The organism is Labrenzia sp. CP4 (genome assembly GCF_001579905.1).
GTDB lineage: Bacteria > Pseudomonadota > Alphaproteobacteria > Rhizobiales > Stappiaceae > Roseibium > Roseibium algicola.
On the sequence record NZ_CP011927.1, the window covers coordinates 3,104,007 to 3,123,238 of the forward strand.

General features: G+C 56.7%; 18 protein-coding genes. 4 read left to right on the top strand and 14 right to left on the bottom strand.

Going from position 1 to position 19,232, the window contains the following annotated elements; genetic code table 11:
• Nucleotides 1–5 precede the first annotated feature (5 nt).
• The 7 genes from ACP90_RS14460 to ACP90_RS14490 form a co-directional block, all read right to left on the bottom strand.
• The gene (locus tag ACP90_RS14460) at nt 6–1,151 is read right to left on the bottom strand and encodes an ABC transporter permease (RefSeq protein WP_062488721.1); all 1,146 of its coding nucleotides are present in this window, start codon (nt 1,149–1,151) and stop codon (nt 6–8) included.
• Nucleotides 1,148–2,038, bottom strand: coding sequence for an ABC transporter permease (locus tag ACP90_RS14465; protein ID WP_062488722.1), 891 nt, complete (start codon nt 2,036–2,038; stop codon nt 1,148–1,150). The genes ACP90_RS14460 and ACP90_RS14465 overlap by 4 nt, the downstream gene beginning before the upstream one ends.
• 152 nt (nt 2,039–2,190) lie before the next feature.
• Nucleotides 2,191–2,997 carry an ABC transporter ATP-binding protein gene (locus ACP90_RS14470; protein ID WP_062491636.1) on the bottom strand — a complete coding sequence of 269 codons (807 nt, stop codon included), beginning with the start codon at nt 2,995–2,997 and terminating at the stop codon, nt 2,191–2,193.
• Between the two features lie 120 nt (nt 2,998–3,117).
• A complete protein-coding gene (gene hydA / locus ACP90_RS14475; RefSeq protein ID WP_062488723.1) occupies nt 3,118–4,575 on the bottom strand; it encodes a dihydropyrimidinase in 1,458 nt (485 codons plus the stop codon).
• 69 nt (nt 4,576–4,644) lie between these two features.
• Entirely contained in the window at nt 4,645–5,415 is a 771-nt protein-coding gene (locus tag ACP90_RS14480; RefSeq protein WP_062488724.1) for an endo alpha-1,4 polygalactosaminidase, read from the bottom strand.
• 100 nt (nt 5,416–5,515) lie between these two features.
• Nucleotides 5,516–6,772 carry a Zn-dependent hydrolase gene (locus ACP90_RS14485; RefSeq protein ID WP_062488725.1) on the bottom strand — a complete coding sequence of 419 codons (1,257 nt, stop codon included), beginning with the start codon at nt 6,770–6,772 and terminating at the stop codon, nt 5,516–5,518.
• 46 nt (nt 6,773–6,818) lie between these two features.
• Nucleotides 6,819–8,147: an aspartate aminotransferase family protein gene (locus ACP90_RS14490; protein WP_022998597.1), complete on the bottom strand. Its 1,329-nt coding sequence runs from the start codon at nt 8,145–8,147 to the stop codon at nt 6,819–6,821.
• Nucleotides 8,148–8,625: 478 nt separating this feature from the next.
• Between ACP90_RS14490 and ACP90_RS14495 the strand changes: the two genes are divergently transcribed.
• The 3 genes from ACP90_RS14495 (at nt 8,626) to ACP90_RS14505 (ending at nt 11,884) form a co-directional block, all read left to right on the top strand.
• Nucleotides 8,626–9,306 carry a TetR family transcriptional regulator C-terminal domain-containing protein gene (locus tag ACP90_RS14495; protein ID WP_062488726.1) on the top strand — a complete coding sequence of 227 codons (681 nt, stop codon included), beginning with the start codon at nt 8,626–8,628 and terminating at the stop codon, nt 9,304–9,306.
• Nucleotides 9,303–9,764, top strand: coding sequence for an alternative ribosome rescue aminoacyl-tRNA hydrolase ArfB (gene arfB, locus ACP90_RS14500; RefSeq protein WP_055654348.1), 462 nt, complete (start codon nt 9,303–9,305; stop codon nt 9,762–9,764). The genes ACP90_RS14495 and arfB overlap by 4 nt, the downstream gene beginning before the upstream one ends.
• A gap of 149 nt (nt 9,765–9,913) precedes the next feature.
• Nucleotides 9,914–11,884: a PAS domain S-box protein gene (locus ACP90_RS14505; protein ID WP_088665233.1), complete on the top strand. Its 1,971-nt coding sequence runs from the start codon at nt 9,914–9,916 to the stop codon at nt 11,882–11,884.
• 10 nt (nt 11,885–11,894) lie between these two features.
• On the opposite strand, the gene ACP90_RS14510 is transcribed toward ACP90_RS14505, so the two are convergent.
• Complete coding sequence (locus ACP90_RS14510; RefSeq protein ID WP_062491638.1) at nt 11,895–12,971, bottom strand: D-alanine--D-alanine ligase family protein; 1,077 nt, start codon at nt 12,969–12,971, stop codon at nt 11,895–11,897.
• Nucleotides 12,972–13,206: 235 nt separating this feature from the next.
• Nucleotides 13,207–13,701, bottom strand: coding sequence for a GNAT family N-acetyltransferase (locus tag ACP90_RS14515; RefSeq protein ID WP_062488727.1), 495 nt, complete (start codon nt 13,699–13,701; stop codon nt 13,207–13,209).
• Nucleotides 13,702–14,027: 326 nt separating this feature from the next.
• Here ACP90_RS14515 and ACP90_RS14520 point away from each other — a divergent pair, with 326 nt between their 5' ends.
• A complete protein-coding gene (locus ACP90_RS14520; protein WP_062491640.1) occupies nt 14,028–14,894 on the top strand; it encodes an aminoglycoside phosphotransferase family protein in 867 nt (288 codons plus the stop codon).
• A gap of 244 nt (nt 14,895–15,138) precedes the next feature.
• On the opposite strand, the gene ACP90_RS14525 is transcribed toward ACP90_RS14520, so the two are convergent.
• The 5 genes from ACP90_RS14525 to tmk form a co-directional block, all read right to left on the bottom strand.
• Nucleotides 15,139–15,660: a regulatory protein RecX gene (locus ACP90_RS14525; RefSeq protein WP_062488728.1), complete on the bottom strand. Its 522-nt coding sequence runs from the start codon at nt 15,658–15,660 to the stop codon at nt 15,139–15,141.
• Complete coding sequence (locus ACP90_RS14530; protein ID WP_062488729.1) at nt 15,650–16,492, bottom strand: MBL fold metallo-hydrolase; 843 nt, start codon at nt 16,490–16,492, stop codon at nt 15,650–15,652. Before ACP90_RS14530 ends, ACP90_RS14525 begins: the two co-directional genes overlap by 11 nt.
• Entirely contained in the window at nt 16,489–17,295 is an 807-nt protein-coding gene (locus tag ACP90_RS14535; protein WP_062488730.1) for a TatD family hydrolase, read from the bottom strand. The genes ACP90_RS14530 and ACP90_RS14535 overlap by 4 nt, the downstream gene beginning before the upstream one ends.
• Before the next feature lie 144 nt (nt 17,296–17,439).
• The gene (locus tag ACP90_RS14540) at nt 17,440–18,501 is read right to left on the bottom strand and encodes a DNA polymerase III subunit delta' (protein WP_062488731.1); all 1,062 of its coding nucleotides are present in this window, start codon (nt 18,499–18,501) and stop codon (nt 17,440–17,442) included.
• A complete protein-coding gene (gene tmk / locus ACP90_RS14545; RefSeq protein WP_062488732.1) occupies nt 18,501–19,187 on the bottom strand; it encodes a dTMP kinase in 687 nt (228 codons plus the stop codon). The genes ACP90_RS14540 and tmk overlap by 1 nt, the downstream gene beginning before the upstream one ends.
• Between the last annotated feature and the right edge of the window lie 45 nt (nt 19,188–19,232).

A 19,232-nucleotide genomic window follows, 5' to 3' on the forward strand; every position in this document is an offset into this window, starting at 1 on the left:
GCAAATCACCCCCTGACGGACGGATGCCAGAAGGTGACGGCGCGTTCAAGGAGCGCGACGAGGCCGTAGAACAGCGATCCGGCGAGGGCAGCAACGGCGATTTCTGCCCAGACCATATCAACGTTCATGCGACCGACCTCCGTTGAGATGCGGAAACCCATGCCGACAATCGGCGTGCCGAAGAATTCAGCGACAATGGCGCCGATCAGGGCGAGCGTCGAATTGATCTTCAGCGCATTGAAGATGAAAGGCATGGCCATCGGCAGGCGCAGCTTGAAAAGCGTCTGCCAGTAGTTGGAGGCGTAGGTGCGCATCAGGTCGCGTTGCATGGCATCAGACGCGGAAAGGCCGGATACCGTGTTCACCAGCATCGGGAAGAAGGTCATGATGATTACGACCGCTGCCTTGGACGGCCAGTCGAAGCCGAACCACATCACCATGATGGGGGCGACACCGATGATCGGCAGTGCAGATACCAGATTGCCGATCGGCAGCAGCCCTCGGCGCAGGAACGGCACCCGGTCTACCAGAATGGCAGTGATGAACGCCGAACCACAGCCGATGGCGTAACCGGCCAGAACGGCTTTCAGGAAAGTCTGGCGAAAGTCAGCCCACAATGTTGGTCCGGAATTGGTCAGGCGCACCCATATTTCGGAAGGGGCTGGCAGCAGAACCTTCGGAACGCCCGCGCCGGTGACCACGATTTGCCACAGTACCAGAAGGGTAATGCCAAAGAGTGCCGGAATGGCGAGGTTGATGAGCCGGGCTGCAAGTGGCGACAGGTTGCGCCATGTGGCAAGACGTTCAACGAAGAGCCATGCCGCTGCCCAGGTTGCTGCTACCAGGGCCCAGAAACCGAGCGTGGCCTGCCCGACGTGGTGCGAGGAGGTTGAGATCAGCAGCCAGGCTGCAATGGCGGTAATGATGCCGAGGACAACGTCTCCAAACGGGTTGCGCATGAAGCCTAGTTCGTAGCGTACACCGGCGACTGCCAGGATGACCAGGCAAAGAGCCAGACGCGGAACATCCATGATGCCGTAGTCCGGTCCGAAGATCGGACTGAACAGGCCAACTATCACCATGGCTACGATGAACCAGGCCAACAGCGCCGGCATATCGAGGCGGTTCTTTTTTGCGGTTATGGTGCTCATCCGGCCATCCCCATGCGTTTCAGCGTGCGCTTCTCGATCATGCCTATCAGGGCAACCAGGGACCCTGCCAAAAAGGCGGCCATCAGAAGTGCCGACCAGATTTGGACAGTTTGGCCGTAGTAGGAGCCGGCAAGCAAACGCGCGCCGAGACCGGCCACGGCACCTGTCGGCAGTTCACCGACGATCGCTCCGACGAGAGAGGCAGCCATGCCGATTTTCATTGATGTGAAAAGGTAGGGCACTGCATAGGGCAGGCGCAGTTTCCAGAAAGCCTGGAAGCGCGTCGCCGAATAGGTGTGCATCAGGTCCATGTGAATGACTTCAGGTGATCTCAGTCCCTTCACCATGCCGACCGTGACCGGGAAGAAGGACAGGTATGTGGAGATCATCGCTTTGGGCAGCAAACCTGAGATCCCGACGGCGTTGAGAACGACGATGATCATCGGCGCGATGGCCAGAATGGGAATGGTTTGCGAGGAAATGACCCACGGCATCAACGATTTGTCGAGAACACGCGAATGAACGATGCCAATTGCCAGAAGAATGCCGAGTGTCGTGCCGATCAGAAACCCGAGAAGTGTCGAAGAGAGTGTGATGCCCGTGTGATAGACCAGCGACCGTTTGGACGTGATCTTCTTGTTTACCGTCGTGTCCCAGATTTCCACAATCACCTGGTGCGGCGCAGGCAGGACCGGGCGCTCCTGGTAAAGCGTATCGGTGACCAGTTGAGAGAACCCGACATCACTTTGTCCGGCTCGCTCATACATGTCTTTCTGGAATGGGGTGTTGAGTGCAACTGCAGCGACATACCAGAGCGCTATGATCGACAAGACGACGACAGTGACCGGCCCGACCGTTCCAGACATCAGGCCGGCAAATGGGTTCATGCTACGGGTCTGCGAAAGAGAGGCGTCAGTCATATATCCGCGCCTTTCCCGCAATCGCAGAAATGCGCTGCCAAACCCTGGTCGCAAGACCATCAAGGGCCTGGATTTCCACGGCAGGGTCGACATCAACAAATGTCGCGGGTCGATGCGATTTAGTCTTCATAGGAGTGCCCTGCCTTCAGTCCATCGCGCACCCGATGGGCGATTTTCAGGAACTCCGGTGTCTCGCGAATATCAAGACTGCGGTTGCGAGGCAGATCGCTTTCGATCACGTCGTAGATACGGCCCGGGCGCGGGCACAGCACGACGATCTTGGTCGACAGGAACACCGCTTCCGGGATCGAGTGGGTTACGAAGACAACGGTCTTGTTGGTCTTGGCCCAAAGCTGCAGCAATTGTTCGTTGAGATGGTCGCGGACGATTTCGTCGAGCGCACCGAAGGGTTCGTCCATCAGGAGCAGATCCGGCTCGACGGCGAGGGCGCGGGCGATCGACGCGCGCTGCTGCATGCCGCCTGAAAGCTGCCAGGGATACTTCTTTTCGAAGCCGGTGAGGTTCACCAGCTCCATGTTTCGGGAAATCCGCTTTTGCTGCTCGGCCTTTGAAAGCCCCATGATTTCGAGAGGCAATGCCACGTTCTTGGCAATCGTGCGCCAGGGATAAAGGGCGGCAGCCTGAAAGACATAGCCATAGGCCCGATTGAGGCGTGCTTGTTCCGGAGAGACACCATTGACCGTGATGGACCCCGCGGTCGGCTTTTCAAGATCGGCGATAACCCTGAGCAATGTGGTCTTGCCGCAACCCGACGGACCGATGAAGGAAACGAAGTCTCCCTCTTCGATCTTCAGATCGATGTCTGAAAGCGCGTGAACCGGGCCGTCGTTGGTCTCGAATGTTAGCGAGAGGTTCTCGATATCGATCACCCGGTTCGGGCTGGCGCTTTGTTTGTTTTCCACCATTTCGGTGTCCTTTGCGCTGGCAAGTGCAGTCATCAAGTTCCTCGCGGCACGAGTCGGGTCCGGATTGACGTGTTCGTTTCTTGAAGGCCCCGCCTGTTTGAAAGGCGGGGCCGGATTGGATCAGACGCCGCTGGCGGGAATGCCGGAGCGTTCCACCTTACGCGGTGCCGTCAGTTCCTTCCACGTGCTTAGCGCCTTGTTGACGGCCTGATACGGCTTGCGGGCGACAAATTCGCCATGACCCTGGCTGTGGTTGACGGTGCCGTCTTCCACTGCAACGCGGCCACGGGTGAGTGTGTAGCGCGGCAGCCCTTTGACGGCCTTGCCTTCGAAGACGTTGTAGTCGATGGCGGACTGTTGGCTGGAGGCGGAAATGGTTTTCGATTTTTCGGGATCCCAGACGACAAGATCGGCATCTGCGCCAACCAGAATTGCTCCTTTTTTCGGATAGATATTCAAGATCTTTGCAATATTGGTTGAGGTGACCGCGACGAATTCATTGGGTGTCAGGCGACCTGTATTCACGCCATATGTCCACAACATCGGCATCCGGTCCTCAAGACCACCAGTGCCGTTCGGGATTTTGGTGAAATCGCCGACACCGGTGCGCTTCTGATCGGTGGAGAATGCGCAATGGTCGGTCGCAACCACCTGCAAGGAGCCGGAAGCGAGACCTGCCCAGAGGCTGTCCTGGTGTTTCTTGTCGCGGAACGGAGGCGACATGACCCGGCGTGCGGCGTGGTCCCAGTCGGCGTGCTTGTATTCGCTGTCATCCAGCGTCAGATGCTGGATGAGCGGTTCGCCATAGGCACGGATGCCGTTCTGGCGAGCCCGGCGAATGGCCTCATGCGCCTGTTCCGAAGACGTGTGAACGATATAGACCGGTACACCAGCCATATCCGCGATCATGATGGCGCGGTTGGTTGCCTCGCCTTCCACTTCTGGCGGGCGGGAATAGGCATGTGCTTCGGGGCCATTGTTGCCTTCCGCCAGTAGCTTTTGCTGCAAGGTGGCGACGACATCGCCATTTTCCGCGTGCACGAGCGGCAAGGCGCCAAGCTCAGCGCAGCGTGAGAACGAGGCGAACATCTCGTCGTCATTCACCATCAGGGCGCCCTTGTAGGCCATGAAGTGCTTGAACGTGTTGATGCCCTTCTGCTGGACGACGGTCTGCATGTCGTTGAAGACCTGTTCGCCCCACCAGGTGATCGCCATGTGGAAGGAATAGTCGCAATGGGCCATTGAAGACTTGTTGTCCCACATCTGCAGGGCTTCCAGCAGCGACTGGCCGGGTGAGGGCAGGGCGAAATCAACGACCATGGTCGTGCCACCGGCCAACGCTGCGCGTGTGCCGCTGTCGAAATTGTCTGAAGAGAATGTGCCCATGAACGGCATTTCGAGGTGGGTGTGCGGATCGATGCCACCCGGCATGATGTAACAGCCGGTCGCATCCAGGGTTTCGTCACCGGACAGGTTGGGGCCGATTTCGACAATGCGGCCACCTTCGATTTTCACATCGGCTTCGTAGGAAAGATCGGCAGTTACAACCGTACCGCCCTTGATCACTTTGCTGGCCATTTGTGTTCCCCTTCTCGTTTGTTCACTCGTCCGGTGCGAAGCGCCGGAAATTTCCCTCGTCAGCCTGCCTCATGGACAGGTTTGTACCGGTGACGTCAGATCCCGGTCTTTCAGGATCATCGCAATGTTCTGCCGCGCTGCGACTTCGCAGGCTTCTTGAAAGTCTATCGGCCGGTCCGTGTATTCTGCATCGAAGATCGGCTTGCCTGCCCGGACATAGGCGTTGACGTCGTCGCACCATTTGTCCTGAAAACAGCTTTCGGCGATCAGGAAGTCCATGTGGTTGATCAGATCGGCAGTCAGGTCGGGCACATTCTTCTGCCCGATGCCGAGGTCGAGAGAATGGGCAATGGCGGCCAGTCTGGCGACATAGGCAACAACGTCGTCTGCGGTGATCGGAAACCCGCTGTCGTTGTCATGAACGTCCATGTTGTCAGGTTCAATCGCGTCGAAACCCTCGTTCTTGCAGGCTTCGAAGCGGGATTTCATGATCGGAAGCAGGACATCAAGACGGCGGATATCGAGAAAACGCTCGTCCGGCCAGTCTTCGTAGGTTTTGCCGAGCAAGTCATCCGGAAATACCTTGAAATCCTCGGAGGTATTTTCCAGGGTTCCGATGCTGACATAGCAAATGGTGCGGACACCTTTTTGCCTGAGAGCCGCCAGATCATCCGGCGTCACCAGGTCGGGGTGCAGATCCAGAACCCTGACATTCCTGTCGAGATCGACCGGCTCCGTGAGTTGCCAGTCCCAGCTGTCTCCAACGGAAAAGGCAAAGGCAGGTGCTGCGGCCCAAAACTGGGCGCAGACCATTGCCAATGCCTTTCCATTAAAAGTCATGTTCCTCTCATTTCCCTGCAACGGGCCTCGGTTCAGGACCGGGACAGCCAGGTGTTCGTTCAATCCGGTCGCTGACGCGACAGGTTGGCCGATGTTTGTGCTATTCCACGATCCCCGCTGTTTCGACCACTGCGTGGAACAAGACATCAGCACCCGCTTTCGCCCAATCCTTGGAGATCTCTTCTGCCTCGTTGTGCGACAGACCGTCGACGCAGGGGCACATGATCATCGCAGTCGGCGCGACCTTGTTAATCCAGCAGGCATCGTGACCGGCGCCGGAGATGATGTTTTGATGGGAATATCCGAGACGCTCGGCAGCGTTGCGAACCGCCTCGACGCATCCCTTGTCGAATTCTACCGGGTCGAAACCGCCGACTTTTTCAAAATCGACGTCCAGTCCCATGTCATCGCAGATCTTCTTGGCGCCTGTCTTCAGGCGATCTTCCATATCCTTGATGACGGCGAGATCCGGAGAGCGGAAATCGATCGTGAAGACAGCCTTGCCGGGGATCACGTTGCGTGAATTCGGGAAAACCTCGATGTGGCCGGCGGCACCCACAGCATGTGGAGCATGCGACCAGGCGATTTCATCGACCAGTTCCAGAATACGGGCCATGCCGAGGCCGGCGTTCTTGCGCATGGGCATCGGCGTGGAGCCCGTGTGGCTGTCCTTGCCGGTTACCGTCACTTGCGTCCAGGAAAGGCCCTGGCCGTGGGTCACGACACCAATATCCTTGCCCTCGGCTTCCAGGATCGGACCCTGTTCGATGTGGAGTTCGAACATTGCGTGCATCTTGGTCTTGCGTGCACCGACTTCTTCATCGCCAACCCAGCCGATGCGCTTCAATTCGTCGCCGAACTTCAAGCCTTCGTGGTCGGCCCGGTCATAGGCCCAGTCCTGTGTATGCACACCTGCGAAGACGCCAGACGCAAGCATTGCCGGTGCAAAGCGAGTGCCTTCCTCGTTGGTCCAGTTGGTGACCACGATCGGGTGTTTGGTCTTGATGCCGAGATCGTTCATGGTTCGGATGACTTCCAGTCCGCCGAGCACGCCGAGAATGCCGTCATACTTGCCGCCGGTCGGCTGAGTATCGAGGTGCGAGCCGACATAGACGGGCAGGGCGTCCGGATCTGTTCCCGGCCGCGTCATGAACATGTTGCCCATGGTGTCGACCGCCATGGTCATGCCGGCTTCCTCGCACCATTTCTGGAACAGCTTGCGGCCCTCGGCGTCGGCATCGGTCAGCGTCTGGCGATTGTTGCCACCGGCAACACCCGGACCGACCTTTGCCATCTCCATCAGACTGTCCCAGAGGCGTTCTGCGTTGATCCTCAGGTTTTCGCCGGGGGCTGCCATGCTTGTGTCTCCTAAAACGTGTCTTTGTCTCTGGTCTTGCCGGATATCAGTCGATCGCGTTCAGCACGCTGCGCAGCTTGCCGAACAACTCGTCGATCTGTTCCTTCGAAATAATCAGCGGCGGGGACAGGGCGATGATATCGCCAGTCGTGCGGATCAGCAGGCCGTCGTCGTAGGCTTTCAGGAACGCCGAGAACGCCCGTTTCGTCGGTTCTCCTGCAATTGGCGTCAGTTCGATTGCGCCAATCAGGCCGAGATTGCGAATGTCGATGACATTCGGGCAATCCTTGAGCGAATGCAGGCCGTCTTCCCAATATTGAGCAAGGTCAGCCGCACGTGTCAGCAGGCCTTCTTCATCGTAGGTGTCGAGTGTTGCAAGAGCGGCTGCGCAGGCGAGCGGATGCGCGGAATAGGTATAACCGTGGAACAGCTCGATCATGTGTTCCGGGCCGGTCATGAACGTATGATAGATGTCAGATGTACAGAACACCGCCCCCATCGGGACGACGCCGGACGTCAGGCCTTTCGCTGTTGTGACAAGATCCGGCGTTACACCGAAGAAGTCAGTCGCAAACGGTGACCCCAGACGACCGAAACCGGTGATAACTTCGTCGAAAATCAGCAGAATGCCATGCTGAGAGCAGATTTCGCGCAGGCGTTCCAGATATCCCTTGGGCGGGATCAGAACGCCGGTCGATCCGGCGACCGGTTCAACGATGACAGCTGCGATGGTCGAGGGATCATGAAGCTGAATGATACGGATCAGCTCTTCGGCATATTCAGCGCCGTTTTCCGGCATGCCGCGCGAGAATGCATTGCGCTCGGGATCGTGCGTATGGCGCATGTGGTCGACGCCGGTCAGCATCGTGCCGAAGGTCTTGCGGTTGGAGACGATGCCGCCAACCGATATGCCGCCAAAGCCGACACCGTGGTAGCCACGTTCACGGCCAATCAAACGGGTGCGAGTGCCCTGTCCGATCGCGCGCTGGTAGGCAAGTGCAATCTTCAATGCGGTGTCCACGCTTTCCGATCCGGAATTCGTGAAAAAGACATGGTCCAGCGGGGAGGGCATCATGGCCGCGAGACGCGCAGCAAGTTCAAATGCCTTGGGATGGCCCATCTGGAAGGCGGGTGCATAGTCCAGCTCGGCAATCTGCTTCTGGACCGCTTCAACGACCTTGGGACGGGAGTGACCGGCGTTGCAGCACCAGAGGCCGGCCGTGCCGTCGAGAACCTGGCGGCCGTCGGCTGTGGTGTAATGCATGTCCTTGGCCGACACGAACATGCGTGGGGCCTGCTTGAATTGCCGATTGGCCGTGAACGGCATCCAGAAAGCTTCGAGATTGTTGGTGGCAGCCTGGCTCGATGCTGACATACGTCCTCCTTGCGACCCTTCGTGCTTGAAGCGGCCGACTGTTGCTGATTTGTGATGGAAGGAATAGCACGCGCACTGCGTCAACGGCAGTGCCGACTGCGCTGGTCCTCTCCCCACACTGTTCCCTGGCGTTCCGGATGGGCTTTTGCCTCTTTCCCGTTCGCCTAAATCCTCTGTCTGGCCTTTCAGCCGCCCCGGGTTGCCGGGATTCCCGAATTGGCCGATGGCTGCCGTTTGTTCAAGACATCCCCATTGCGAGGGACGGATCAATCGACTAGCCTTCTGACCATCTGGTCAATTTACCCTAGGAGGGATTTGACCAAATGGTCAAGATGCAAATCCGGTCGTCATGACTAATTTCTGGTCATTCCTTCCGGTGCTGAACTTGGCAGTTGTGAAATCGGTGTTTTTTCCGGAAAAATGCCGTGTGGTTTGGGTGTAGGGTTGCGACCCTTCGCGGCAGAAGACGGAACGGTAGATGGCGGATTTGGGCGAGCAGACGCAGGCATCCTTTAAATCAGGCGGGCTGAGCCGGATCCAGGAAAAGAACCGGTCCCTGATTCTGGAAGCGGCGCTTGGCGAGTTTTCCATGAAGGGATTTTCCGGCGCGACAGTTGAGCGGATCGCTGCGGATGCCGGAATGTCGAAGTCCAACCTGCTCTACTACTTCTCCTCCAAGGAGGCGATCTATAACGCGACGCTCGCCCATATTCTGGAGGTGTGGCTTGCCCCTTTGAAAACGCTCAATCCGGATGGGGAGCCGGCGCAGGAACTGGCTGCCTATATTCGCCAGAAGATCGAAATGTCTGCCAGGTTTCCGGAAGCCTCAAAGTTGTTTGCCAACGAAGTGATGCAGGGTGCGCCACAGATATTGCCGATCCTGCAAACGGATCTGAAGCGTTTGGTGGCCGAAAAAAGTCAGGTGATCGAAGACTGGATCGCGGCAGGCAAGATGCGAAGTGTCGATCCTGTCCATCTCATCTTCACGATTTGGGCAACCACCCAGCATTACGCGGACTTTTCGGTGCAGATCAAGGCGTTGACCGGGAAGGACCTTTCCGACGCGGCCTTCCAGGCCGAAACGGAAGCTGCGGTGACGTCGCTTATCTTGAACGGTGTCGGCCTGAAGTTGCCGGCCGAGAGTGATCAGGCGGTATGAGCGGCGAGACGGACGATCCCTTTGCTGCTTCAAAGATTGCAGTGACTGGACGCCTGTTCATCCTCAAGGATGATCTCACAGAAGATTTCATTCGCGCCTCCGGGCCTGGCGGGCAGAACGTCAACAAGGTCTCAACGGCAGTTCAACTTCGGTTCGACCTTGCCGGCAATGAAACACTTCCAGAAGACGTCAAGACGCGAGCGGCGAGGCTTGCAGGCAGTCGGCTGACTCTGGGCGGCGAGATTGTCTTGCAGGCGGATCGGTTCCGGACCCGCGAACGGAATCGGGAAGATGCGTTGGAGCGTTTGCTGGACTTGCTTCGAAAGGCTACGGAAAAGCCGAAACCCCGCAAGGCCACGAAACCGACCCTCGGATCCAAGAAGCGTCGTCTCGACGCCAAGAAACAACGTGGTCAGATCAAGAAAATGCGCGGCCGTTCAAGTGGTTACGACGGTTAAGGGACGTAGAGCATGGCGTCGATTACAGGTCCGTGCCGTACATGTGCGCAGCAACCCTAGATATATTTACCTATAGTTCACGTTAAACAAGATTCAAGAAGATGTCGCTAGTGTGATACGGGAAAACACCTACCTAAAGGCGATTTCTTATGACGTTGTTATTGCCGCAAAGTGACTGCCGAGAAATTGTCGATGCGTTTAGTCGTTCTCAAGCGATCATACAATTCAAACCCGATGGCACAATTTTGGAAGCGAATGAGAATTTTCTCAGGACCTTCGGGTATTCGTTGGATGAAATAAAGGGACGACATCACAGGATGTTCGTCGATCCGGACTATGCAAAGTCGTCCGATTATGAACGTCTTTGGAAGGCTTTGTCGAAGGGAGAGTTCCAGTCTGCTGAATTTGCCCGGATTGCCAAGGGAGGCCAGGAAGTCTGGATCCAGGCAACCTACAATCCGGTCATCAGCAGGTCGGGGACCGTTCGGAAGATCGTCAAGATCGCGACCGATATTACCGAGAAGAAACGAAAGGCGCTTGAAGCCCAGGGGCAGATAGACGCGATCAACCGATCGCAAGCTGTTATTCAATTTGACCTGGACGGCACGATCCTCGATGCGAATTCGAATTTCCTGAAGTCGCTCGGTTACGAACTTTCGGAAGTGAAGGGCAAGCACCACAGCCTGTTTTTGGATCCGGTAGATCGGAACAAGCCAGAATACAAGGCCTTCTGGCGCAAGCTTGGAGAAGGGGCTTACCAGAGCGGCGAGTTCAGACGCCGGCACAAGGACGGTAGGGATATCTGGATCCTGGCCTCCTACAACCCGATCCTCGATGCGGCTGGTCACCCGTTCAAGGTCGTGAAATTCGCGACCGACGTAACCTCCGAAAAGCTTCGAAACGCTGAATATGAAGGCCAGATTGCGGCAATCAGCCGTAGCCAGGCGATGATTTCCTTCACCAGGGAAGGGATCATTCTCGACGCGAACGAGAACTTCCTGCGTACGACCGGGTATTCTGCCGCTGAGGTGGTCGGTAAACACCACCGCATGTTTGTGTCACCCGATTACGCACAGAGCAAGGAATATGCCTCATTCTGGAAGGAACTGGGGGACGGGAAACATACGTCGGCCATCTATCAGCGTTACGGCAAGAGTGGCGCTCCTATCTGGCTGCAGGCGACCTACAATCCGATCTTCGACGCGTCCGGTAGGCTCATCAAGATTACCAAGTTTGCCACCGACGTTACGCAGAACATGAAGTCACGACAGACAGCCATTGCGGCCGCCGAAGAGACACTTGGAACTGTTGAGCAGACAGTTGCTTCTGCCAGGGAAATTACCGGCTCTGCACAAGATGTGTCGCGTGGAATGGACGAGGCGCAGCGGGCGGTTGATGACATGCAAACCCGCTCCGAAGCAGCCGGAAGATCCACCGAAACTCTCCGCAACGCTGCGGCTTCCATGGACGATGTCGTTCAGCTGATTTCGAAAGTTGCTGATCAGATCAACCTTTTGTCTCTCAACGCAACGATAGAGGCCGCACGCGCAGGCGAGGCGGGACGAGGCTTTGCTGTTGTGGCGAACGAGGTCAAGGATCTCGCGAGCCAGACATCTCAGGCAACAACGCGCATTTTCGCCGAGATCGAGGAGATGCAGACCGTTGCAGGAGCTGTAGATGAAGCGCTGAAGGCCATCCAGTCGTCAATCACCGAAGTGCAGGAATTGGTTCAGGGAACATCAACTGCAGCAGAACAGCAATGCGCTGCGACTGACGAAATCAGCAGCAAGTTGATGCTCGCATCCGAAAATGTTGCGTCCGTCTGCAGCAATCTGGACAATTGGGTCGTCGGCATGGAAAACCGGCGGAAAAGCGAACGAACCCGCGTGCATCAACATGCCGAAATCAGGTTTGGTCAGAATGAGTGCGTGCAGTGTTCTGTAAGGGATATTTCCGAAAATGGGGCACGGATTCATTTGGCTAATGCCGGAAATGTTCCGAACCAGTTCACTCTCCATTTCAACGATGGGAAGTCTGAGAGAACATGCCGCGTTGTGCGCCGGGACGGAGACTACATCGGCACGGAGTTTGTGAAGAATGCTCTTGCATTGAGCGCATGATGGTCAAGTTTCAGATATCCCGTTCTGCCCGGGTAATGCCGTGGGTGATCAGACGATCGATGATCTCCGGATAGCTGACGCCGCTTGCAGCCATCGCTTTGGAATACATGCTGATATTCGTAAAGCCGGGGATCGTGTTTAGTTCGTTCAGCAGGAAATTCATTTCCTGCGTCACAAAGAAATCGACACGAGCCATGCCGTCGCATCCCAGGGCTCTGAACGCTTTTGCCGCCAGATCCTGCATCCGGCCTTCGACCTCGTGCGGCAAATCTGCGGGCACCTTCAAGGCCGCGCCGTCTTCGTCGACATATTTTGCGTCATAGGTGTAAAAGCCATGGCTTTCGGCAGGAACGATTTCGCCCGGCCTGGAGACGAACAGCGTGCCGTCGCTTTCCTCCAGGACCGCGAATTCGATTTCGCGGCCAAGAACGAACTCCTCGGCAAGAAGCTTGTTGTCGTGCTTGAACCCTTCTTTCAAGGCGGCCTCAAAGTCGTCTGCCGTCTGAACCTTGCTGACACCGACCGAGGAACCCTGGCGGGCAGGTTTGATGAATACGGGCAAACCAAGTTCGCGCTTCAGGCGTTCGAAGTCCGGCACATCGTCCGGCCGAATTGTGAGTGATTTGGCCGTGGGGAGGCCGGCCTCGATGAGAAGCCGTTTTGCAAGATCCTTATCGAGTGCATTTGCAGACCCTGCGATACCGCATCCAACGAGCGGAACCCGGGCCACTTCAGCTAGTCCCTGCACCGCACCATCTTCGCCATGGAGGCCATGAAGCACGGGAAAGACCGCGTCGAGCTTGTCAAAGTCACGAGGCAACCCGTTTTCATCCAGTGCAATCACTCGGCCACGGCCACCTGGAACAGGACAGATTTCAATGCCAGTTGTCGGCCGTGCCAGATGCCCATTCTCAAAATTGCTCAGCAGCCATTGTCCTTCACGGGTGACGTAGACCGGAACCGCGTCATACTTGGAAGGATCGAGCGCGTTCATGACATTTGTGGCGGAAAGGACCGAGACTTCGTGTTCCGCAGATCGCCCGCCAAACAGGATGGCTACACTCAGTTTTTGAGAAAGATGTGCCAAAAAGGTCTCCAATAGAATCGAATATGCAAATCAAAAGCTGTATCAGCGATAGCGCGATATTGTGGCTACGCAAAGTCTGGCTGGCGGCGTACTCGGGTCCAATTCACTGAGACCCGGTTTGGGCGCACGATAAGACAGTTTTGTTAGCAAATGGCACCGTTTCGCCAGGACGAAGGAGAGGGGGCAGGGATGGCATCTAGAAACACCATGCTGCACGGAAAAACAGCACAGGGCCTTACCCTGATGAACTGACCTTCATGGGGAGTATCAAGCCCCATTGTGTCACCCGGGAGGTACCAAACACTTCAAAGCCTGCCTTCTCATACGCTGAAATGGCACGAGTGTTCTCCGGGTGGGGATCGGTCGCAACGACCGGAATGCCGGCCCTGAACAGTGCCTTCAGGTGCTGCGCGATAAACGCAGGGCCGTGCCCTTTACCTGTCATGTCTGCTTCGCCGATGTACTGATCAATGCCCCGAGATCCCTTGGGTAGCGAGAAAAAATGGTGATCTTCCCAGCCGTGAACGCTGTAGTCCTGCAAGTAGGCGAAAGGGCGCTGGGTTGTCTCAACAATCCAGCGCTTCACCCGAGTGTCTTTGAGTTTTTGCGTAGTAAAGGGCTCGGCCGTGTCCCACCACTTGCGGACATGCGGTCGCGACTGCCATTCCGCCAAGAGAGGTAGATCTGCCGGGGTCACTTCTCGAAAAGTGTAACGTTCGCTTGCTGACATATCAGAACAATATCATACAGACATAAGCACCGGCGTCAGGCGCGTCGATACTGTGTGCGGTTCAGACTAGCTGCAAGAAGTGCAGTGTTTTTCGGGGAATAACCTCGCAATAACAGCAGCTTATGAACTTGTGCGGGAAGGGGTGTCCAATCCGGATCTGTGATCTGCCGGAGATGAGAGGCATTGTTTGAGGCAGGTTTTGAACCGCCGCAAAGGCCATGTTCACCTGGCAACGACTTCTTTTCCGGGGGCATTTGGCTGGCATAAGATGCTGATTTGATTAGATTTAATGGTAAGATTTGATTGGAAAAGCAACCGTGGACAATATGGAAATCGACCGAAACACAGTTGCGCTTCTCATACGCCAGCAGTTTCCACATCTTGACCATCTACCAATTGAACCGGTTTCCCAACAGGGCTGGGACAACGCCACCTTCAGGCTCGGTGATGCTCTTTCCGTGCGTCTGCCACGAAATGAATCCTATGCCGAAGCAGTGAAGAAAGAAGCGCATGCGCTGGCTGTCTTGGGTGAGCATCTGTCCGTTGAAGTGCCGAGTGTCGTCGCTGTCGGCCTGCCAAGCGATACATTTCCGCTACCGTGGTCGATAAGGCGTTGGGTCGAGGGAGATACACTTGAAAGCGCTGACGGTGTGAATCCGGAAACGTTCGCGGTTTCGCTTGGCAAAACCCTGTGTGATTTGAGAGCGATCGTTACAGATAGCGGGCTCCTTGCGGGGAAGCACTCATTCTATCGGGGTTGTCATCCCAGCGTTTACGGCGACGAAGTTCAAAAGAGTTTGGATATCCTCGGCAGCAAGGTGGACGCAATGCAGTGCCTTGAGGTCTGGCAGCGCGGCATGACGTCAGCCTGGACGGCCAGACCTGTTTGGTTCCACGGAGATGTAGCGGTCGGAAACATAATCGTCACCAAAAGCGTCGTCAAAGCTCTCATAGATTTCGGAACCTGTGGTATCGGTGATCCTGCTTGTGACATCGTTATGGCCTGGACGTATTTCGATCCCGAAAGCCGGAAGATTTTCCGGGATGCGTGCGAGGTAGATGATCAGACCTGGCAACGGGCCAGAGCATGGGCGCTTTGGAAATCTCTCGTTTGCATGTCTGGTCTTTCAAGCCCGGACACCGATGGAACGCAAGCCAAAGCTCTGCAAGCTATCTGCAATGACGTCGACTAGCCGACACAGCCAAGGTCCAGAGCTGGAGCAGTGGTGAGAAAGCCCGATAGGTGACATTTGTTGCTGGGACGATGGAGGGCTCCCAATCCACATCACTAATTCGCATAATCAATATTATGGAACATTTATAGCAAGGCGTGATTGCCTTGCTTTGCCAATGCCTTAGTGATGGATCCGTTTGGCGTTGCCAGTCAGTTTGTGTTGCTGAGCGTCATTCCGCGCCTCAGTCGTGCTGTCGTATAGATCAATCGCTGTCGTCCGCGTCGATCACCTTGCGGGCGATTTCAAAGGAAAAGCCCGCCCGGCACATTGCAGCCAGATCCTTGTCGCGCCGGTCATCTCGCGTTCGTGTGGTTCTGTATGGACCAAGCCGTCTGCGTCTTGCGAAGATCCGAGCGGCTTCCTCGTCGCTGCGTTCGTCTTGTGCCAGCACCGTGTGTATCGTTTCTCTGTCAACGCCTTTGGCAGCCAACTGAGCTTCGATTTTCCGCGTGGAGCCACCACGGCGGCGCAGCCCGGCAGTCTTGGTTTCCGCGTAGGTCTTGTCGTTGACGAGACCTGTCTGAACGCATTTTTCAACGACTGCATCGATCAGGTCGGCATAGTCGGCGGGCTCGAGTTCCAGGCTCATGCAGGCTTTCAAAACCTTGCGTTCAAGAACGTTGCGAAGATTGGCGGCCGATGTCGCATAGCGTTCCAGGTAATGAAGCGCAGACTTGGTCAGCCGATCTTCCGTCGGTTGTTTGTAGCGTGGCTTACCAGCCATCGGTGGTTAGAGCGCTTTCTTTGCCTGTGCCTGTGTCTTCAACGGACAGGAGCATACCATCATAGGCAGGTTCTATGGTTTCAGGCAGTTCCGCTGACAGGGCTTTGTAGTCCAAGTCATTGTGAAGATTGGTGAAAATGGTGCGTTTGGGAGCAATTCTGGAAGTCCAGGACAGCGCATCCGCCAGACAGAAATGGCTTGGATGTGGTCTGCGGCGCAAGCAATCCAGGATCAGAAGATCAAGGTGTTTCAATTGGTTGAGGCTGTTATCCGGAATGTCCGAGACATCGGGGATGTAGGCTGTGTCACCAATGCGAAATCCAAGCGCATTGATCTCTCCGTGGACAACCTCGAAAGGTTCGAAGGTGATCGGACCGCCGTTTCCCTCAATGGTGACTGGTGTGTCCGGACGAAGATCACGGCGTTCCAGAATTGGCGGATAGTTGGAGCCTGCCGGTGTTTCAAAGCAGTAGCTGAACGCTGTGAGTGCCCTCGCGCTTGTCGCTTCGTCCATATAGACGGGAACTCTTTTGCCGGATTGCACCCAAAAGGCCCGCAAATCGTCGATACCGTGCAGATGATCGGCATGCGAATGTGTATAGACAACCGCGTCCAGGTGCTTGACGTTGGCAGCCAGCAATTGCGACCTGATGTCGGGTCCGCTGTCTATCAACACCGTTGTGCACTCGTTATCCACACGCTTTTCCACAAGAAGCGCACAGCGGCTGCGGCGGTTCTTCGGTTCACCGGGATCGCAATCGCCCCAATCATTGCCGACACGCGGCACGCCTCCCGAAGAGCCGCATCCTAGAATGGTCAGCGTCAAGGTCATGAAGCAATCGCTTTTGTCTGCAGGGTCTGACGAGGCACCTTGCTGAAGAGCCTGAAGAAATTCTCTGTGGTCTGCCGCGCAATCTCTTCTTCCGAAACGCCCCTGGTTTCCGCCAGAACCGCCGCGGTCATCGCTGTATAGGCTGGTTCGTTACGTTTGCCGCGCCTAGGCTGCGGTGCCAAATATGGGGCGTCGGTTTCCACCAATAATCGGTCCGCCGGCAATTCACGGGCAATGTCACGGATCTCTTCCGAGCGCTTGAAAGTCAAAATTCCGGAAAAGGACACATAAAGGCCAAGCTCTATTCCGGTCAGTGCAAGGTCTCGGCCGGACGAAAAGCAATGCAGCAGGGCCGGGAAGGCCCCCTTCCCCATTTCTTCGCGCAAGATGGCTGCCATATCGTCATCCGCGTCGCGTGAATGAATGACCAGCGGCAAGCCGGTGCGCCGTGCGGCTTCTATGTGGATGCGAAGGCCTTCCGCCTGTGCATCGCGCGGAGCCTTGTCATAGAAGTAATCGAGACCGGCCTCGCCGATGGCGACCACCTTGGGGTGGTTCGCCAATTGCACGATTTCATCGGCTGGAATGCCGCGCTCCGTGCCGGCGTTGTGCGGATGGGTGCCAACCGAACAATAGACTTCCGAATATTCCTCGGCGATTGCCAGAACCTGGTCGAACTTGCGGATGTGGGTGCAGATGCTGACCATCAGTTCCACGCCGGCCGCCTTGGCCCGCGCGATCAGTTCGGCACGTTCACCGTCAAAATCCGGGAAATCGAGATGGCAGTGGCTGTCGACAAGCATTGAAGATCCAAATGAGTTTGATCGGTATGGCGCATATAGGTGTTGCTGCCGCCTTTTAACAAAAGAATCGGGGCTTGCCCAAGTCACGAACTCTCGCTCGTAACGATTTCCAATCTGTGTTGCCGACAGACGGGCCTTGACGGGTCAGGCTGCGCGCAAAGCGAAGAAAAAATCCAGCACGACCTGTTTCTTGTCGAGATTGAGCGCGTCCGCATCCCGGATCGCCCTGTTCATTTTTTCCCAAATCTCGACGATCCCGTGTGCGTCACGCACACCCTTGCCAAGATCTCGGCGCATACGATCGTGCAGCCAGATCTGAACGATGTGCTGGAAGCTTTCCCAATTGTCGGATTGGCCGCGTGCGGCCACCAGGTCCGCCAATGCATGCGCAGCGGCCAGATCGAGTTGTTGCGGCCGGTCTGCGAGCTGACGAACGCCCTTGGCGATCGCAAGACCATCTCCCGAAAGCAAAGTGATGGCAGATCGCAAGCTGCCGTCGGCTGTTTGAGCGAGTTCACGAAGGTCATCCGCCGAGGCAACCGATCCGCCAGATAGGTCCTGCAGGCCCTGACCGACCTCCTGCTCGCTTAAGGGATCCAGATCGAGGCGCCGGCATCTGGACCGGATTGTCGGCAGCAGGCGGCCTGGTGCATGGCTCAGCACCAGGAACAGGCATCGTTGCGGTGGTTCCTCAAGGATCTTCAGGAGCGCGTTGGCGGAGCTGATGTTCATGTCGTCCGCAGCATCGACAATGCAGATCCGCCAGGCCTTGGCGGATGCTGTGGTACCGAAGAAGGAAACGGTTCTGCGCACCTCATCCACCGGCAGGTCGGCTTTGAACCGTTTGGATTTCTCGTCCCAGGGTCGACGCAAATGCAGAATGTTCGGATGCCCGCCTGCCTTCAGCTGTCGGGACACTGGATGGTCGGGCGCAACTGCAAGGTCGCGCGCGGCGGCAACCTGCTGTCCGAACCTGTCCGGATTTGCGATCACGAAACGAGCGAAACGAAAGGCAAGCGTCGCCTTTCCGATCCCTTTCGGGCCGCCCAGGATCCAGGCATGATGAAGCCGCTCGGACCTGTAGGCGTCCAGAAGAGCCTGTTCCGTTTTGGTGTGTCCGATCAGGATGTCCCGCTCATGGGGCAACGGATAGCCAGGAAGAGCATCAACTTCAGGAATGCCGATCGGTGCATTGGCACGGGCCATCAGTGCGCCCCTTCAGCAGTGACGCCCGATGCGCCGCCTTCATTCAGGTCGCCGGCAAAGGTTTCCTTCACGGCATTGCGAATGGCTGTTTCGACCTCGGCAGGCTCCTTGGCACCGTCGATCACGGCAAATCGGTAGGATTCGCTTTTGGCGAGTTCAAGGAAAAGTTCACGTCTTCGCTGATGGACCTTGAGCTCTTCACCTTCGAACCTGTCCGGGCCGCCGCTGTCATCCGTGCGAGAACGTTCCGCCACACGTCCAAGCCCGACTTCTACCGGAACGTCGATGAGGATCGTCAGGTCGGGATAGATGCCGGCAACCGCGGCCGTTTCCAGCAGTTTCAGATAGTCGCGATCGACGCCCGCCTCGCCCTGATAAACCCAGGTCGAATCGGCGTAGCGGTCGCAGAGAACCCAGTCGCCTCGCTCCAGCGCCGGTTTGATGGTGGTATCCACATGGTCCGCGCGTGCCGCGGCAAAAAGCATTGCTTCGCCGCGAGGACCGAGATCCTTTGCGCCGCCAGACAACAGCATTGCACGGATCTTCTCAGCCCCTGGCGAGCCGCCTGGTTCGCGGGTTACGACAACGGATAGCCCCAGACCTTCAAGATAGGTTTTCAGGCGGGCGATCTGGGTCGATTTTCCGGCCCCCTCGCCACCTTCAAAGGTAATGAAATGTCCTGGCACCCTATCCCGGCTCCGCTAGTTCTTGTTGGTCTTTGTCACCGGCTT

Coding starts and splice junctions, on each gene's coding strand:
- arfB (WP_055654348.1), top strand. CDS start 9,303: ATGAGCGGCGAGACGGACGATCCCTTTGCTGCTTCAAAGATTGCAGTG.
- ACP90_RS14460 (WP_062488721.1), bottom strand. CDS start 1,151: ATGAGCACCATAACCGCAAAAAAGAACCGCCTCGATATGCCGGCGCTG.
- ACP90_RS14495 (WP_062488726.1), top strand. CDS start 8,626: ATGGCGGATTTGGGCGAGCAGACGCAGGCATCCTTTAAATCAGGCGGG.
- ACP90_RS14465 (WP_062488722.1), bottom strand. CDS start 2,038: ATGAACCCATTTGCCGGCCTGATGTCTGGAACGGTCGGGCCGGTCACT.
- ACP90_RS14525 (WP_062488728.1), bottom strand. CDS start 15,660: ATGGCTGGTAAGCCACGCTACAAACAACCGACGGAAGATCGGCTGACC.
- ACP90_RS14470 (WP_062491636.1), bottom strand. CDS start 2,997: ATGGTGGAAAACAAACAAAGCGCCAGCCCGAACCGGGTGATCGATATC.
- ACP90_RS14535 (WP_062488730.1), bottom strand. CDS start 17,295: ATGCTTGTCGACAGCCACTGCCATCTCGATTTCCCGGATTTTGACGGT.
- hydA (WP_062488723.1), bottom strand. CDS start 4,575: ATGGCCAGCAAAGTGATCAAGGGCGGTACGGTTGTAACTGCCGATCTT.
- ACP90_RS14520 (WP_062491640.1), top strand. CDS start 14,028: ATGGAAATCGACCGAAACACAGTTGCGCTTCTCATACGCCAGCAGTTT.
- ACP90_RS14515 (WP_062488727.1), bottom strand. CDS start 13,701: ATGTCAGCAAGCGAACGTTACACTTTTCGAGAAGTGACCCCGGCAGAT.
- ACP90_RS14530 (WP_062488729.1), bottom strand. CDS start 16,492: ATGACCTTGACGCTGACCATTCTAGGATGCGGCTCTTCGGGAGGCGTG.
- ACP90_RS14485 (WP_062488725.1), bottom strand. CDS start 6,772: ATGGCAGCCCCCGGCGAAAACCTGAGGATCAACGCAGAACGCCTCTGG.
- ACP90_RS14490 (WP_022998597.1), bottom strand. CDS start 8,147: ATGTCAGCATCGAGCCAGGCTGCCACCAACAATCTCGAAGCTTTCTGG.
- ACP90_RS14505 (WP_088665233.1), top strand. CDS start 9,914: ATGACGTTGTTATTGCCGCAAAGTGACTGCCGAGAAATTGTCGATGCG.
- ACP90_RS14480 (WP_062488724.1), bottom strand. CDS start 5,415: ATGACTTTTAATGGAAAGGCATTGGCAATGGTCTGCGCCCAGTTTTGG.
- ACP90_RS14540 (WP_062488731.1), bottom strand. CDS start 18,501: ATGGCCCGTGCCAATGCACCGATCGGCATTCCTGAAGTTGATGCTCTT.